Source organism: uncultured Methanobrevibacter sp., from assembly GCF_902769175.1.
In the GTDB taxonomy this organism is placed as follows: Archaea; Methanobacteriota; Methanobacteria; order Methanobacteriales; family Methanobacteriaceae; genus Methanobrevibacter.
Window position 1 is genome coordinate 41,041 of record NZ_CACXNW010000012.1, and the last position, 16,222, is coordinate 57,262.

The 16,222-nt window shown below is 32.2% G+C and carries 13 protein-coding genes and 1 pseudogene; 11 read left to right on the forward strand and 3 right to left on the reverse strand.

Annotated features, from left to right (window positions below):
• Positions 1-44: 44 nt before the first annotated feature.
• The 3 genes and pseudogenes from QZV12_RS05270 to hisS all read right to left on the reverse strand — a co-directional run bounded on the left by QZV12_RS05270 (position 45) and on the right by hisS (position 4,186).
• Positions 45-2,192: pseudogene (locus QZV12_RS05270) on the reverse strand (PINc/VapC family ATPase).
• A 113-nt stretch (positions 2,193-2,305) separates the two neighbouring features.
• Positions 2,306-2,719 carry a phosphoribosyl-AMP cyclohydrolase gene (gene hisI, locus QZV12_RS05275; RefSeq protein WP_295618353.1) on the reverse strand — a complete coding sequence of 138 codons (414 nt, stop codon included), beginning with the start codon at positions 2,717-2,719 and terminating at the stop codon, positions 2,306-2,308.
• A gap of 165 nt (positions 2,720-2,884) precedes the next feature.
• On the reverse strand, positions 2,885-4,186 hold the full coding sequence (gene hisS, locus QZV12_RS05280; RefSeq protein ID WP_295618355.1) for a histidine--tRNA ligase: 1,302 nt from the start codon (positions 4,184-4,186) through the stop codon (positions 2,885-2,887).
• Positions 4,187-4,512: 326 nt separating this feature from the next.
• On the opposite strand from hisS, the gene QZV12_RS05285 reads away from it, so the two are divergent.
• The 11 genes from QZV12_RS05285 to QZV12_RS05335 all read left to right on the forward strand — a co-directional run bounded on the left by QZV12_RS05285 (position 4,513) and on the right by QZV12_RS05335 (position 16,156).
• Complete coding sequence (locus QZV12_RS05285) at positions 4,513-4,716, forward strand: hypothetical protein (RefSeq protein WP_295618358.1); 204 nt, start codon at positions 4,513-4,515, stop codon at positions 4,714-4,716.
• A 53-nt stretch (positions 4,717-4,769) separates the two neighbouring features.
• Positions 4,770-7,064, forward strand: a complete 2,295-nt coding sequence (locus QZV12_RS05290) for a right-handed parallel beta-helix repeat-containing protein (protein WP_295618360.1) — start codon at positions 4,770-4,772, stop codon at positions 7,062-7,064.
• A 351-nt stretch (positions 7,065-7,415) separates the two neighbouring features.
• Positions 7,416-9,233: a hypothetical protein gene (locus QZV12_RS05295; protein WP_295618363.1), complete on the forward strand. Its 1,818-nt coding sequence runs from the start codon at positions 7,416-7,418 to the stop codon at positions 9,231-9,233.
• Positions 9,234-9,343: 110 nt separating this feature from the next.
• The gene (locus QZV12_RS05300) at positions 9,344-9,991 is read left to right on the forward strand and encodes a hypothetical protein (RefSeq protein WP_295618366.1); all 648 of its coding nucleotides are present in this window, start codon (positions 9,344-9,346) and stop codon (positions 9,989-9,991) included.
• Positions 9,992-10,162: 171 nt separating this feature from the next.
• On the forward strand, positions 10,163-11,314 hold the full coding sequence (locus tag QZV12_RS05305) for a hypothetical protein (RefSeq protein ID WP_295618368.1): 1,152 nt from the start codon (positions 10,163-10,165) through the stop codon (positions 11,312-11,314).
• Positions 11,311-12,210, forward strand: a complete 900-nt coding sequence (locus QZV12_RS05310; RefSeq protein WP_295618371.1) for a hypothetical protein — start codon at positions 11,311-11,313, stop codon at positions 12,208-12,210. Before QZV12_RS05305 ends, QZV12_RS05310 begins: the two co-directional genes overlap by 4 nt.
• A gap of 280 nt (positions 12,211-12,490) precedes the next feature.
• Positions 12,491-13,054, forward strand: coding sequence for a DUF2115 domain-containing protein (locus QZV12_RS05315; protein ID WP_295618374.1), 564 nt, complete (start codon positions 12,491-12,493; stop codon positions 13,052-13,054).
• A gap of 53 nt (positions 13,055-13,107) precedes the next feature.
• The gene (locus QZV12_RS05320; protein ID WP_295618377.1) at positions 13,108-13,638 is read left to right on the forward strand and encodes a DUF2115 family protein; all 531 of its coding nucleotides are present in this window, start codon (positions 13,108-13,110) and stop codon (positions 13,636-13,638) included.
• A 52-nt stretch (positions 13,639-13,690) separates the two neighbouring features.
• Positions 13,691-14,596, forward strand: a complete 906-nt coding sequence (gene aroE, locus QZV12_RS05325) for a shikimate dehydrogenase (protein ID WP_295618379.1) — start codon at positions 13,691-13,693, stop codon at positions 14,594-14,596.
• Positions 14,597-14,765: 169 nt separating this feature from the next.
• Positions 14,766-15,554 carry an ATPase gene (locus tag QZV12_RS05330; RefSeq protein WP_295618381.1) on the forward strand — a complete coding sequence of 263 codons (789 nt, stop codon included), beginning with the start codon at positions 14,766-14,768 and terminating at the stop codon, positions 15,552-15,554.
• A 131-nt stretch (positions 15,555-15,685) separates the two neighbouring features.
• Positions 15,686-16,156 (forward strand): hypothetical protein, encoded by a 471-nt coding sequence (locus tag QZV12_RS05335; RefSeq protein WP_295618384.1) that lies wholly within the window; start codon positions 15,686-15,688, stop codon positions 16,154-16,156.
• Positions 16,157-16,222 lie beyond the last annotated feature (66 nt).

A 16,222-nucleotide genomic window follows, 5' to 3' on the forward strand; every position in this document is an offset into this window, starting at 1 on the left:
GTATTTATTTTTGCAAGAGTATTTCAATCATTTAATGTCTTTAATTAGTCTCTAACTCTTGCAACAACCCTTAAACCTTTATCCAAACCATCTAAGATTTCATCAGTTAAGTCAAGGTTCTTATTTAACTTCACATAACCTCTTTTGCCTACAGTTGCTGTAAACAAATATTTGTCTTCCAAAAGGATATCAAATGAACTTCCTACGAATTTCTTGCCAATAGGCAATACAAGGTGGTCTTTTCTCATTTCTGGAAACAATTCGAAGACTTCGTAATAGAATTCTGAAGTTTCTCCTTCATCATACTCATCATCATATTCTTCTGTCTCTTCCATTAAGTCAATATAATTTTCCTTGCTGTAATCCTTTTTGCTTTCATCAATTGCATAATCCTTTATATGGTCATTATATTCTTTCAATTGGGATTTTTTAGACTTCTTATGCTTGTCTTTCTTTTCCTTTTTGGATTTAGATTTCTTGGATTTTTTTGAAAGCCTTTCTGCAAAGCTGTCAGGTGCCTTTTCAAGAGGCTCAACATTTATGCTGATTCCAATATCCTCTTCAAGCTCTGCAATTCTTTTGCCTCCCTTTCCAATGATTTTTGCAATGTACTTTTCAGTCATGTAAACGTTTACTCTTCTATCGTTTTCCATGCTTACTTCAATTGCTGCTTTAGGGGCAATTCTTTTCATGGTTCTTAAGATTTCACGCTCTGCTATCAATTGGACTGGAGTCTTTTCCTTTTCCATTTTTGCCTGTTTGGATTTTTCAACCATTCCAATATCCATTACAATGGTCTGTTCACCATAGGTGTAGATCTCATTTACAAGTGTTCCTGTTTCAAAGTCTCTAACTTCAATAACTGGCCTTGCCAAGTCTCTCTCTTCCATTCCACTTGGAACCTTTACAGTAAGCTTGTTTTCATAGATTGCAGATATTTCACCATTTTCAATATATATTGTAGTGTCTACAATGCAACACTTGGAACAAGCAAACTTTCGTATTTGCTTATTTTCAATATATATTGTAGTGTCTACAATTGATGGAATTGTACCTAAGTCCACTCTGCTTGCAATCCTTTGAATTGCATCAATAGGTCTTGTAGCATGAACGACTCCAATCATTCCAACACCTGCAAGCCTCATGTCTGCAAATATCTTGAAGTCATGGTTTTTCCTAAGCTCATCGTAAATGGTAAAGTCTGGCCTTACAAGAAGAAGTATGTCTGCTGTATTTTCCATATCCCCTTCAAGAGGAGCATACTGGGTTATTGTATCTCCCACCTGCAAATCTCTTGGAGATTCCATGGTCTTTACAACTTTGTTTAGGTCTTCATCGTAAAATTTAGCTATTGCTTGAGCAAATGTACTTTTACCTGCTCCCGGAGAACCTGAAATGAGAATTCCCCTTGCACTGTTTGTCAATCTTTCAATCAGCTTATTTGATAAATGGTATTTGTCTAGTGATACTTCAGCAACAGGTCTTACTGCAGTGATTTCAAGAGCTTCAGAGAATGGAGGTCTTGCTATTGATATTCTAAGGTCTCTTGATTGTACAACGATGGCTCCTTCCTTATCTACTTCAAGATAGGTTTTTGGATCGTATCTTTCCTTTTCCAAAATCTCTTCAGCAATGTTTTCCAATTGCTTGTATGTGAATTTTTCATCTGCAAGCTTTACAAGTTCAATATGTCCTGGCTTTCCTTTTTTAGCCATAGAAACAACATTTTCCTTTAAATGGACACTCATTGTGTCTTTATCAAAGAATTTAACTATCTTTAAGTCAATTGCACCTTTGTATTCCTGTGCATAGTAGATTACAGGTATTCCTTGTGCTTAAGCAGTTTTAGCTTGAATCTTATCGCTTGTTAATAATAATGCCAATTCATCTTTAGCTACATCTCGGATTAATCCATCTATTTCTCCAAGCTTTGCATTGTCCTTTTCAAACTTGGTAGGTCTTCTTCCAGTGATTCTTATGGATAATTTTCCAATTTCAGCTAAATCCTGTAGTTTCTTTATATTTTCAAGACCTCTTATTCCTGTAGGTCTTTGATTGTTTGCTTGATGTTCAAGTTCAGCGATTACAGCTTCAGGTATGATTATTTCAGGATAGTTCAATCCTTTTTCCTTAATGATCTTTTCTACACTTCCTTCTATGATTGCACTTGTATCAGGTACAATTCTTTTGATTTCATCACTGTAATCATATTCATCATTATATGCGCTATCATAGTCATATTCGTTAAAATCCATATTTTCACCTCCATTGAGGTCTATTTCAATATTTATTATTATAATTTATTTTATCCATACATTTCCTTTGGATCAAACAATCTTTCAGAAATGATTTCTATATCTTCATCAGTAATATTGTCAATGTCAATATTTTCCTTGTCAATGTCGATTTGCCTAAAGAAGCAAGATCTGTATCCTTCGTGACAGGCTGCCCCAATCTGATCCACCTTCATGATGATAGCATCTGCATCACAGTCAATATACATTTCTTTAACAGTTTGGACATTTCCAGAGCTTTCTCCCTTTAGCCATTGCTTTTGTCTTGATGTAGAGTAATAATGAGCCTTTTTAGTCTTTAAGGTCTGTTCAACAGCTTCCTTATTCATGAAAGCCACCATTAATACTTCATTTGTTTGGTAGTCTTGTGCGATTCCTATAACCAAGTCTTCTCCACCCATATTAAGTCTGAAGTTTAATTCCATTTTTTCACCTTTATGCATGAAAATAATTATAATTTTTAATAATCTAATATTTTTAATGATTTAAATATTTTTTTAAATAATTTGAGATATTTTTTAATAATTTAAAACTTTAAAACTTTAAAAAATTTAAAAATTTAAAAATTTAAAAATATTAAAATTGAATTTCTATTGTAATTTTTCTTTAATATAGTCAACAACTTCATCAATAGCTACCAATTCCTGTTCTCCAGATAGCATATCCTTTACAGTAACCTTTCCTTCTTCAAGGTCACGTTCTCCAACTAAAACAGTGTATTTAACATCTATCTTATTTGCATAAGCCAATATCTTCTTGAATTTCTTTCTAGACAAGTCAACTTCAGTTGGAATGTCTGCTTTTCTTAGAGTTTGGGCAATGCTGAATGCATCATGTCTTGTTGAGTCTGAGATTGCTGCAACATATGTGCTTACAATAGGCTCAAGCTCAGGCTTTCCATTCAGTTCCTCGATAGCATTCATCAATCTGTCGAAACCTAATGCAAATCCAGTAGAGACAACGTTTTCTCCACCGAATAGTTTTACGAGATTGTAGGTTCCTCCACCACAAACCTGCTTTTGTGCACCAAGTCCTTCTACATATACCTCAAAGACGATTCCAGTATAATAGTCAAGGCCTCTAGCCACTCCAAGATTTAGTTTGTAGTTGAATACTTGGAAGCTTTCAAGGGTTTTTACAAGTTCTTCAAATTCTTCAAGGGCTTCTTGGGTTTCTTCATATGGAGCAACCAATTCTCTTATGTCTGCAATTATTGATGCGTCACCAACCATATCCATCAATTTAAATAAGACTTCATTTAATTCTGGCTTATCCTTAATTATAGGGTTGTCTCCAACAAGAGATTCTTTTAATAGTTCTTTATCTCCCTTATCTATAACTACCATAATCTCCCTTTGGGTAGCAGCATCAATGTCAAAGTGGGCAAACAATCCTCTAATGATTCCCAAATGGTTAACATTGAATTCTGCAGTTGTGATTCCAAGCTCTTCAATGGCATTGTTACACATAGCTATTGCTTCAGCTTCACCTTCAGGAGTCTTAGCACCAATCAATTCACATCCGAATTGCCAGAATTGTCTGAATCTTCCCTTTTGAGGTCTTTCATATCTGAAGCAGCTTCCATAGTAGTAAATCTTAATAGGTTTTGAGGTTTTTTGAAGCTCATTCAAGTATAATCTTGCGATAGGAGCGGTGATTTCAGGTCTAAGTGCAAGGTCTCTGTCTCCTTTGTCCTTAAAGTTGTATAGTTGATCCACAATCTCCTCACCTGATTTAGTGGTGAATAATTTTAAGTCTTCAAATAAAGGTGTCTGAACTTCACCAAAACCATAGTTTTCAAATACATTTCTTAAAATGTCTTCAGCATGTTTTCTTTCTCGCATTTCTTCAATGAGGAAATCTCTTGTTCCTCTTGGTCTTTCAAATTCCATTTTAGACTCTCCCATCTTTTTAAATGATTTAATCAGATTAAATTTTTATAATATAATATTTTAAAAAATTTAGGTTTTAAAATATTTTAATAGTAAATCGTTTAACATTATTATATATAATATTTATTTTATATAATAGTTGTTGATGTGGGCACTTTTTTTAAGAAAATTTATCTAAACACATTTCCAATTAAATGAATAATTTGTTTGAATAATATTCATCTTTTTACTATTTTAAATACATATTTTCAATAGTTTAGAAAATAATATAAATGTATATTTACAAATATATTTTTAACTCTGAATTTTTTTTAGGAGGAAAGCTTATGAAGAAAGGGAAGATATTATTCATTGCATTAATATTCATTGTAAGCTTAGTCTGTATTTCAGCTGTAAATGCTGCAGATGATGCTGCAAGTGATATTGTTGCCTATACAAATGATGCATCTGTCTTGGATGAAAGCACTATTGATGCTGATCTCACAGACAGTCAGAATGATGAATTGGATGAAATGGTGAGAAGGTTTTAGACAGTGCTGATGATGAAGCAACATTAGGCATACCTGCACCTCCATCATTTAGTATGTTGGATGAGGATATTAATGGTAATGATGACACTCTTATTACTTTAGAGCGTAGTTACGTTTATCTTGATGATGGATATGATGAGGGTGTAAGTATCACTCGCAGTCTAACTATTGATGGAAATGGACATTATATAGATGGTTATGACAGAGGCAGAATATTTTACATTAGCAATGGTGCGGATGTGACCCTTAAAAACTTAATATTGGAAAGAGGATTTTCAAGTGAAGGTGGTGCTATCTATGTTTATGGTGGTTCCAGCTTAACTTTAATTAATTGTACTTTTGCAAATAATACTGCAGATTTGAAAGAAGAACCTCAAGGAGGTATTAATATTCCTTATGGTGGTGCAGTCTATGTGCATTATAATTCCAATTGTAATGTAATTGATTCTAAGTTTTATCATAACATAGCAAATGCTTCTGGTGGTGCTATCGCTGGATTTTATGATTGTAATATAAATATTTTCAATTCCACTTTCTCTGAAAATGGTGTAATGGAAAATATTGAGTTGGATGGTTGTGGCGGTGACGCGATACTAGTATACCGAGGATGTAATTTAGTTATTAGCAAATCTATATTTGACAATAATAATTTTGAAAATAATCCTATTGCTGCAATACAATCATTTGAATCTAGTTTAACAGTTTCTGATTCTAGTTTTGCAAATGAGATAGGTCGCCTTGGCAGTGCTATTAATGGTGGTTCTGCTGTAAATTGTACTTTTAGTAATAATGCGGCTTATGATGGTGGAGCTGTTTATAATGCTAATGTTGAGAAGTGTATTTTCACAGATAACCATGCAGATCATTGTGGTGGAGCTATTTATAATTGTGTAGCTACTAATTGTAATTTCACTGGAAATTCTGCAAATGAAGCTGGCGGTGCTGCTTATGGTGGTTCTGCTATGAATTGTAATTTCATAGGAAATTCTGCTAATAATGGTGGTGCTATTGCTAATGGAAATGCTACCAATTCTCTTTTAACTGACAATTCTGCAAACAATAATGGTGGTGCCATTTATGAAGGTAAAGCTATAAATTGTAATTTTACTTCCAATAATGCATTATATAGTAGTGGTGGCGCTATTTATAATTCTGATGCTACAAATTGTTATTTCGAAAATAATAAAGCCCAATATAGTGGCGGTGGTGCGATGTATGGAGGCACTGCTGTGAATTGTACTTTCACTAATAATTATGCTTCTGATGGAGGAGCTATTTATTTAGGTTCTGCATTCAATTCTACATTTACTAATAATGGAGCAGAATTTAGAGGAGGAGCAATGGCTGGTAGTATTTTCACCAATGAGCGTTGCTATGCTACCAATTGTATTTTTAGTGGTAATGTTGCACCTACTTTTGGTATGGAAGGAGATGACAATGATGGTGCTATATATCTTGGTGCTGCTGATAGTTGTGTTTTCAATGGAGATTCATGTAAGGATGTAATAATTTATCTTCCTACTTTAACTGTAAGTAAATTCACATCAACTTATAATTCTGGTGATAAATTGGTAGTTGACCTCAAAACAAATAGCGGTATGCCAATTATTGGTGGAAAAATTATAATTAGTGTATACACTGCTGCTGGGGCATTTATTGGTAATTATAATGCTTTAAGTAATGTGGGCTGGAAAGTTCCTTTTAAAGCAGGATCTTACAAGGCCACTTATATTGCAGAGGACTTTGATATTGATTCTGTTCAAGGATTGATATTAGTAAACAAAGCAAAATCTACAATTACTTCCAAGGCTGTTACAGCTATTTATAATAACAATAAATACTTAGTCATTACCTTAAAAGATGCATATGGTAAAGCAATGAGCGGTGCAAAAGTAACTGTTACATTAGCAAGTGCTAAAACATACACAACAAATAAAAATGGTCAAATTAAGATCAATATAGGCAAATTAGTTCCTAAAACTTACACTGCTAAAATAGTATTTGCCGGAAACGCCAATTACTTGGCATCTTCAACAACTGCTAAAGTTGTAGTCAAAAAGGCAACTCCTAAAATGTCTGCTAAAGCGAAATCCTTTAGAGTTGGTGTAAATATTAAAAAGTATGCCATTGTTCTTAAAAACAATTTAGGCAAAGTTATGAAAAACACCAAAGTGACTTTAACAGTTAACAAGAAAACCTTTACTGCTAAAACTAACAGCAAAGGTATAGCTACCTTTAAAATCACTAATTTGAAGAAAAAAGGCAAATTCACTGCAGTTGTCAAATTTGCAGGAAGCAAATACTACAACAAATTAAGCAGAAAAGCAATAATAACAGTTAAAAAGTAGATGTATGACACATCTACTACTTTTTCTTTTTTTTAGGCATTTCTTTGTTTTTATTTTTATCTTTTTTTAATGTTTTTTTCTGTTCAATTTTTTAATTGATATTATTTTTTTTTTAATGTTTTTTTCTGTTCAATATTTTAATTGACACTATTTTTTTTAATGTTTTTTCTGTACATTATTTTAATAAACTCTAATTTTATTATATATTTTTTAATTTTTATTATGAATTTAATAACAATTTATATACTCGTTTATATGTATGTAAATTTTATATATGTTCAAATTAAATATATTAACATTCTAATTTTTTTATTTAAGATGATATTCATGAGGAAAAATAATTTTATATTTATGGCATTAATAATCCTTGTAAGCTTATTATGCATTTCTGCAGTAAGTGCTGCAGATGATGCTGCAAGGGATATTGTTGCCGATACAGATACAAATGATTTAACTGTCTTGGAGAAAATCATTGATGATGCTATTATTACAGACAGTCAAAATGAGGAGAACGTTTTAACTGAAGATCCAGTGCAGTCTAAAAATTTCACTGAATTAAAAAGCCTTATAGATAGCGGTGAAAATGAGATTGAATTGGAATTTGATTATATTTATAATGGACAAGAAAATTTAATAGATGGTATTGCTATTAACCATGATTTGACCATTAATGGAAAGGGTCATAAAATAGATGGAAATAAGCAGGCACGTATTTTCCATGTAACTTCCAATGCAGCAGTACCATTCAAGGACATTAGTTTTGTAAAAGGCAGTGCTACTGGTCAGGGCTACGGTGCTGCCATTTGGGCAGATAATGGATGTGCAGCAAAAGCTATAAACTGTAACTTTACAGAAAATGAAGCTTATTATGGTGGTGTTGTTTCACAAGTTAATGTTGAAAATTGTATTTTCAATGATAACTATGGTGCTCAAGGTGGTGTTCTCTTCAAGAGTAATGCTACCAACTGTACTTTCAAAAGTAATAATGCCCAATATATGGGTGGAGTTATGTGGGCTGATAAAAATGAGTACGTTGCTATAAATTGTAAATTTATTGACAATTCCGCTAATAATGAAGGTGGAGCTATTTATAATGGAAATACTAAAAATTGTACTTTCATAGGTAATGCAGTCAGAAATATGAATGGTGGTGCTATATTTAATGGTACTGCTACTAACTGTGATTTCACCAATAACTCTGCAGGTCGTAATGGTGGTGCTATATTTAATGGTAGCGCTAGTGATTGTAATTTCACTGGAAACTCTGCAGGTGCTAATGGTGCTGCTATATTTAATGGTAATGCTATCAAATGTGATTTCACCAATAACTCTGCAGGTGCTAATGGTGCTGCTATATTTAATGGTAATGCTCGTGATTGTAATTTCACTGGAAACTCTGCAGGAACTAATGGGGGAGCTATATACAATGTTACTGCAAATGCTTGTAAATTCACAAATAATCTAGCTGTAGAGAATGGTGGAGCAATGGCCTATTGTTCCGCTGAAAACTGTATTTTCACCAATAACTCTGCTAAATATGGTGGTGCTATATTTAATGGTACTGCTACTGATTGTGCCTTCACTGGCAATAAAGCTAATGTTGGCGGTGGTGCTATAAGTAATGGTAGCGCTATTGAATGTAATTTCACTGAAAACTCTGCATTTATGGGTGGAGCAATATTAGGATATAATGCTACCTCTTGTAATTTCATAAGCAACAATGCAGAAGACACTGGAGGTGCAATATACCATGGTAATGTTATTGATTCTACCTTTACACAAAACTCTGCAAAAACAGGTGGAGCAATAAGTCATGGTAATGCTAGCAATTGTAACTTCACTAAAAATATGGCTGATGAAGGTGGGGCAACATATTATGTTGATGCTGACAACTGTATCTTCATAACTAATAATGCTGTAAACAAGGCTGGAGCAATGTATGTTGGTAAAGCTATAAATTGTACTTTCCAACTCAATACTGCTGCAGAAGATAGCGATATGTATGATGTAGCTTATGATATTTGTAAGGTCATCATCCCAGTATTCTCTGCATATGACTCTGTTGCTTCATCAAGGTCATTGAATCCTTTAAGGTCATCATCCCAGTATTCTCTGCATATGACCTTAACACCAAATATGGTTATGGAGATAAGTTCAATTTCACATTAAGTTCAGGCAGTCAATTCTTCAATGATGTAAATGCAACTATCAGCATTTACAAAAATGGAGTATCATTCGCTAATTATTCTGCCTTTTCAGGCCAAGGATGGACAGTTGATTTGCCTGCAGGTACCTATACTGCTGAATTGAGCATTGCAGGTTCCGAAATAGCTCCAGTAAATAAAACAATAACCGTATCTAAAATCCCAACTAAGATCACTGCAAGTGCTGTTACTGCAGTCTACAATAATAACAAATACTTAGTAATTAAATTGGTGGATGAAAAAGGAAAGGCATTAAATGGAGTTAAAGTTAAAGTAACTTTAGCTGCTGCAAAAACTTACACAACAGATAAGAACGGTCAAATTAAGATTGATGTCGGTAAATTGGTCCCTAAAACCTACTCTGCTAAAATAAGTTTTGCTGGAAATGACATTTATCTTGCTTCTTCAACAACAGCTAAAGTTGTAGTCAAGAAAGCAACTCCTAAAATGACTGTTAAGGCTAAGACCTTTAAGGTTAAAGTTAAAACCAAAAACTATGCCATTACTCTTAAAAACAATTTAGGTAAAGTAATGAAAAAGACTAAAGTTACCATTACAGTAAACAAGAAAACCTTTAAGGCAACAACAAACAGCAAAGGAGTAGCTACCTTTAAGATAACCAACTTGAAGAAAAAAGGTAAATTCACTGCCGTAATCAAATATGCAGGTAGCAAATACTACAACAAATTAAGCAAAAAAGTAATAATAATCGTTAAGAAGTAGATGATAATTCATCTCTCTTTTCATAAAATTGGGATTAAAAGTAGATGATAATTCATCTCTCTTTTCATAAAATTGGGATTAAAAGTAGATGATAATTCATCTCTCTTTTCATAAAATTGGGATTAAATTTTTATTTAGGATGATTTCATGAGGAAAAATAAGTTTATATTTATGGCATTAATATTCCTTGTTAACTTGCTGTGCATTTCAGCAGTAAGCGCTGTAGATGATGCAGCAACTGATGTTATTGCCGATGCAGATGTGAATGATGCAACTGTCTTAGAGGAAAGCATCGATGATGCTGCTCTTGCAGACAGTCAAAATGATGAGGAAATTTTAAAAGATGATCCTTCTCATATGGAACCGGATTTTGCATATTTGGATAATCTTATCCAAAAAGAGGGAAATGAGATTGATTTGATATCTGATATTAATCATACTGATACAGAATCATATAATGATGATATTGGCATTAATAAGGATTTAATTATTAATGGATTTAATCATACTATAGATGGGAATGGTGCTGGTCGTATTTTCCATATATCTAACAATGCGGTAGTTACATTCAAGGATATAACTTTTGTTAATGCAAAATGTGGAAGATATAGTTACGGTGGTGCTATTTGGAATGAGGGTTCTACTGTAAAAGTCATTAACTGTACATTCATTAATAACCAAGCGGATTATGGTTCCGCAGTTGCTGGTGGTGATGTTTCTACTGTTGATTGTGAAAATTGTATTTTCATTAGTAACCTTGCTGAGTATTATGGTACAATATTTAAGGGTAATGCAATCAACTGCTTATTCCTCGATAACTATGCTTTTAGTTGTGCTGCAGGAATAGATCAAGGTACTGCCATCAACTCTACTTTCATTAATTGTCATCTTTATGATGGAATTGATGCTGGCTTAGGTCGTGGTGCTGCAATGACTAACAGTACTGCTGTCAATTGTACATTCATAGGCAATATTGCAAAAAATGATGGTGGAGCAATCTATAAATCAAATGCTACTAACTGTATATTCACTAATAACACTGCTAAAAAGGGTGGTGCCATATATGATGGTACTGCTACCAATTGTACATTCACTGGCAATAATGCAGATTTCGGTGGAGCAATTTATGCTGGTAATTCTACCAATTGTAACTTCACTAAAAATAATGCTAAGGAAGGTGGAGCAACAAAATTAGTCAATGCTACCAATTGTAACTTCATAGAAAACCATGCTGGGAATGGTGGAGCTATGTATGAGGGAAATGCAAAAACTGTACATTCAGACTTAATACTGCTGCAGAAAATAGGGATATGTATAATGTGACTTATGATATTTATAAGGTCATTATTCCTTTATTCTCTGCATCTGACCTTAAGACCTATTATAATTATGGAGATAAGTTCAATTTCACAATAGTTGGCGATCAAGTATTTAATGGTGTAAATACCACTGTCATCATTTACAAAGATGGTGCATTTGTAGCTAATTATTCTGCCTTTTCAGGTCAAGGTTGGAGAGTCGATTTGCCTATAGGCACTTATACTGCTGTATTGAGCGTTCCTGAATCTGATGTGGCTCCTTTAAATAGGACTATCATTGTAGCTAAAGATCCTACCAAGATCACTGCAAGTGCTGTTTCTGCAACTTACAATGTTAACAAATACCTTGTTATCAGTTTAACTGATGGTAAAGGCAATAAGCTAAGTGGAGTTAAGGTCACTTTCACATTGGGAACTGCTAAAAATTACATTACTGATAAGAATGGTCAGATTAAGATAAATGTGGCTAATTTGGTGCCAAAAACTTACACAGTTAAGATTGCTTATGCTGGAAATGCCACTGCTGCAGCTGTCAGCAAGAGCGTTAAAGTTGTAGTCAAAAAGGCAAGTCCTAAAATGACTGCCAAGGCTAAGACATTTAAGGTTAAAGTAAAAACCAAAAAGTACTCTATTGCTCTTAAAAACAATTTAGGCAAAGTTATGAAAAACACCAGAGTGACTTTAACAGTTAACAAGAAAACCTTTACTGCAAAAACCAACAGCAAAGGAATAGCTACCTTTAAAATCACTAATTTGAAGAAAAAAGGCAAATTCACTGCAGTTATCAAATATGCAGGAAGCAACTACTACAACAAATTAAGCAGAAAAAGCAATAATAACTGTTATAAAGTAGATGTTTCACATCTACTACCTTTTCTTTTTTTAAATCTTATTTTTTAAGAGTTTTTAGCTATTTTTTTCAATTCTATTTTTTTAAGAGTTTTTAGCTATTTTTTTCAATTCTATTTTTTTAAGAGTTTTTAGCTATTTTTTTTCAATTCTATTTTTTTAAGAGTTTTTAGCTATTTTTTTTCAATTCTATTTTTTTAAGAGTTTTTACTATTTTTTTTTCAAATCTATTTTTTTAAGAGTTTTTAGCTATTTTTATTAAATCTAATAATACATAAAATTTTAAATGATAAAATACTATAATTTATTATAAAAAAATTAAGTGTGAATTATGTTTGAAGAATTGCATGAACTGTTAGATGATAAAAGGATTTCAAAGAATGATTTGTTGGCTATTTTAAAGGAAAAAGCTCAAAAAATCTCTGTTTTTGATTTGATGGATGCTAATCAATATATACTTCAGGATGTGGAGTTTGTACAGGATAAGTATCAAGATGACTTCCGTCAAGCTTATGTTAAGCAATTCATTGGCCATATAAACAATATTAAAAATGACAATGCCGATTATGACAGCAGAGGCAGAAAGGAAAGAATTGATAAGAAACAGTTTGAAAAGTCATTAGATGATTTGCATATTGTTTATGATGGTGTGGACTTTGACAAGGATAAGGTACGGCTCATTTACTGTTTAGTCTCTTTATATGCCACTTTTATATTGGATGAACCTATTCATTCACTGGATACTCCTTTCCCTGGCAATTTGAAGATTAAAAAGTTAGGCAAGTTTTATTATTGTCCTGTTAAGGCATCTCAAAAGAATACTAAAGGTGCAGTTTGCAATATCTGCATTTCACGAGAGATTGATTATGATCCTAAATTAAATCCCAGCAGTTAAGGATATTTTTTAAAAAGAATCATTTTAATACATATAATATACTTTGTGATAGCATGTTTGAGAATTTTGATGCTTTGGTAAGTGAAAAGGATAAAATATCAAAGGACGATCTTATGGTTGTCCTAAAGGATGAACTTAGTGATGTGTCTGTTTTTGACTTGATGATTATATCTGCTGAAATCATTGAAAACAACAAATATGTGCAAGAGTCCTATCAGGAAAAAAGCAAAAAGATTTACATAGACTTTTTCTTAAACAGAGTTAAGGAAATAAGAAGCAATGATACAGTTTATAATGATTATTTAGATAGAGATGACTTTGTAGAAAAATTAAAAGACCTAAAGGATATTTACAAACATATTTCTACAGATAGAAAAAACAAAAGCCCACTTATTAATTTGGTGGTATCCCTTTACACTACATTTGTCCTTGATGAGCCTATTCATCCTATTGGAACTCCTTTCCCAGGTTCTTTAGAGGTTATAATGGAAAATGGAGTTTATTATTGTCCTGTTAAAGAGGCAAATATGGATACTCCAAATTCTGTATGCCGACTTTGCATAGCTGAACAGTTGGATTTTTAAAAGAAAATATAATTTGATTAGGATTAATTATTTAAAGTAATTAGGTGATAATGTGATTGATGGCAAAACAAAGATATTGGGAGTTATGGGAGATCCTATAGAACATACGTTTTCACCTGCAATGCATAATGCAGGACTAAAAGAATTAGGTATGAATTACATTTATCTTCCATTTCATGTTAAGCCTGAAAGATTATCCTTTGCAATAGATGGTGCAAAGGCTTTAGGCATACAAGGTTTTAATGTGACAATTCCACATAAAACCAATGTCATGAAACACCTTAATCAAATTGATCAAGTAGCTTCAATGATTGGTGCAGTAAACACTATTCAATTTATTTATGATGAAGATATTGAATCATCCAATCAAGATAATGAAATCAATGTTACAACAAAAGGGTTTAACACTGATGGATATGGATGTGTTCGTGCAATTGAAGAAAAAACTTCAATAAAGAATAAAAAAGTTACCATAACCGGTGCTGGCGGAGCATCAAGAGCAGTTGCATTTCAGATAGCAAGTTCTGGAATTGAAGAGCTATCATTATTAAACCGTAATTTAAGCAAGGCAGAATCTCTTGTAGCTGATTTAAAGACTAATTTAGCATCTATTGGCATTGACATTGGTATTAATGCCTATGGGATTGATGATTTGAAAAGAGAGTTGTCTGATTCAGACATCTTTATAGATACAACACCTATTGGAATGTATCCTAATGTAGATGATAAGGCTATAGCAAGTGCTGATATGTTTCATGAAGACTTGCTTGTCAATGACATTGTTTACACTCCAATGGAAACAAGCTTGATAAAAGAGGCTAAATTGGCAAATGCAACAGTTGTTCCTGGATATAAGATGCTATTGTATCAGGGAATCCGCAGCTTTGAAATATGGTTAGGTCGTGAGGCACCTGTAGATGTTATGGAAAAGGCATTATTGGATGTTTTAGGTATTTGATTAATTTATTAGTTAATTTTAATTTAAATTAATTATTTTATTATGATGTCTATAAAAATGATTTTAAATTAATTGTTTTTGCTAAGAAGAATTAAAAAATGATTTTAATTTAATTGTTTTGTTAATATGACTAAAATGATATGATTTTTTATTAAATTTAAGTGATTTTATGGATTTAGACTTTTTATCAAACTTTACAGTGGAAAACATGGAAGAAGAAAAGGTGGAAACTAAAAAGGACTTATTGAAGTTCTTAAAACAGATTGGAGTAGATACTCGATTTGTCAGTTTCTATCAAAAGGATACAATCGAAGATGATTCTATCATTGATGATACTGTAAAGCTATATATAGAAAACTTAAGGTTTTCCAAGTTTTCCAAAAAGAGAACAGACCTTTTCAATAAATATTATCCTAATATAGAAGTTGTCAGATCTTCCCTTTTTCAAAAGATATGTTCAAGAGCATCCAAAACATTGGCAAATTCTCTAAATCCTAAAGATTCTGTTCTTATCCCTCCTGTTGACAATGAATACGATGAGCTATTGTACATTGTATTAGAACCCTATTCAAGAAAGTATGGGATTGAATTTGTCGAATATGATGAAGATATTAATGTTGATGATTTTGATTCAGTCATTTCTCCATTAAATCTAAATCAAGAGGTAAATCACATTTTAAATGATATCTTTGAAGGAAAGGGAATAGATTGGGATAGAAAATTTGATTTATCCAATGTTTACAATACTGATTTTGAAGATAAGAACATTGTTTTTCCATTTATAAATGTTCCAGAAGAATGGATAAATGACTTTTTAGGAATTGAAAAGGAATATAAAATTGATTACGAAAATGAAGATATTGCAGAATCGTTTATGGGATTTTTAGGAGAAATCAATCCACAGTTTAAGGAAAATGTCCTTGCAGCTTCTTCATTTTTGGAAACTCATCAAAAATAGTCATTTGATAATTTTTTTTGATTGTTTATTCAACCAATCAACAAAATCAATTAATCATAGTTTAAATAGAATAAAAAATATATACTTAATTAATTATAAAATTAATCTAATTAATTTTTAGAGGTTTTATTATGGCTAAGGAAATTACTGTGGAATTAACAGATGAACAATATAAACACTATCGGATTATGCAGGAAAATGGTTTGAGCATTGGTGAAGCTATAGAGTTGATTTTTTACTTGCGTGATCAATATGGTGTACGTAATGAACAACTCCTTGAAGAAAGGCTTGCACAATTAAATATCAAAAAAGAAAGATTGGAAAATGAGCAATCTGATAAGGATGTATCTGCAGAATTGGAAAAGGTAAACAAGGAATTGGAAGTCGTTAAGAAAATTTCAAATGACGAATACGATTATGATGCTAAGGCTAAAATCCTGGAAAAGGAATACGGTACCATTGATGAAAGTTATGAAATGAAGGTTCAAGCTCATAAGCGTGGAATCAGATGGGGTAAATTCTTCTCAAGCCTTAAATATGTTTACTTCTTAAAACTTCTTTTTCTTATTTTCTTTTTTTTTATTTTTTTCAGCTATTATTAATTTTATAATAATTTCTTGTTTTGCTTTTATTTTAAATTTTAAGCCCTTTTATTAGTTTTTTAATGT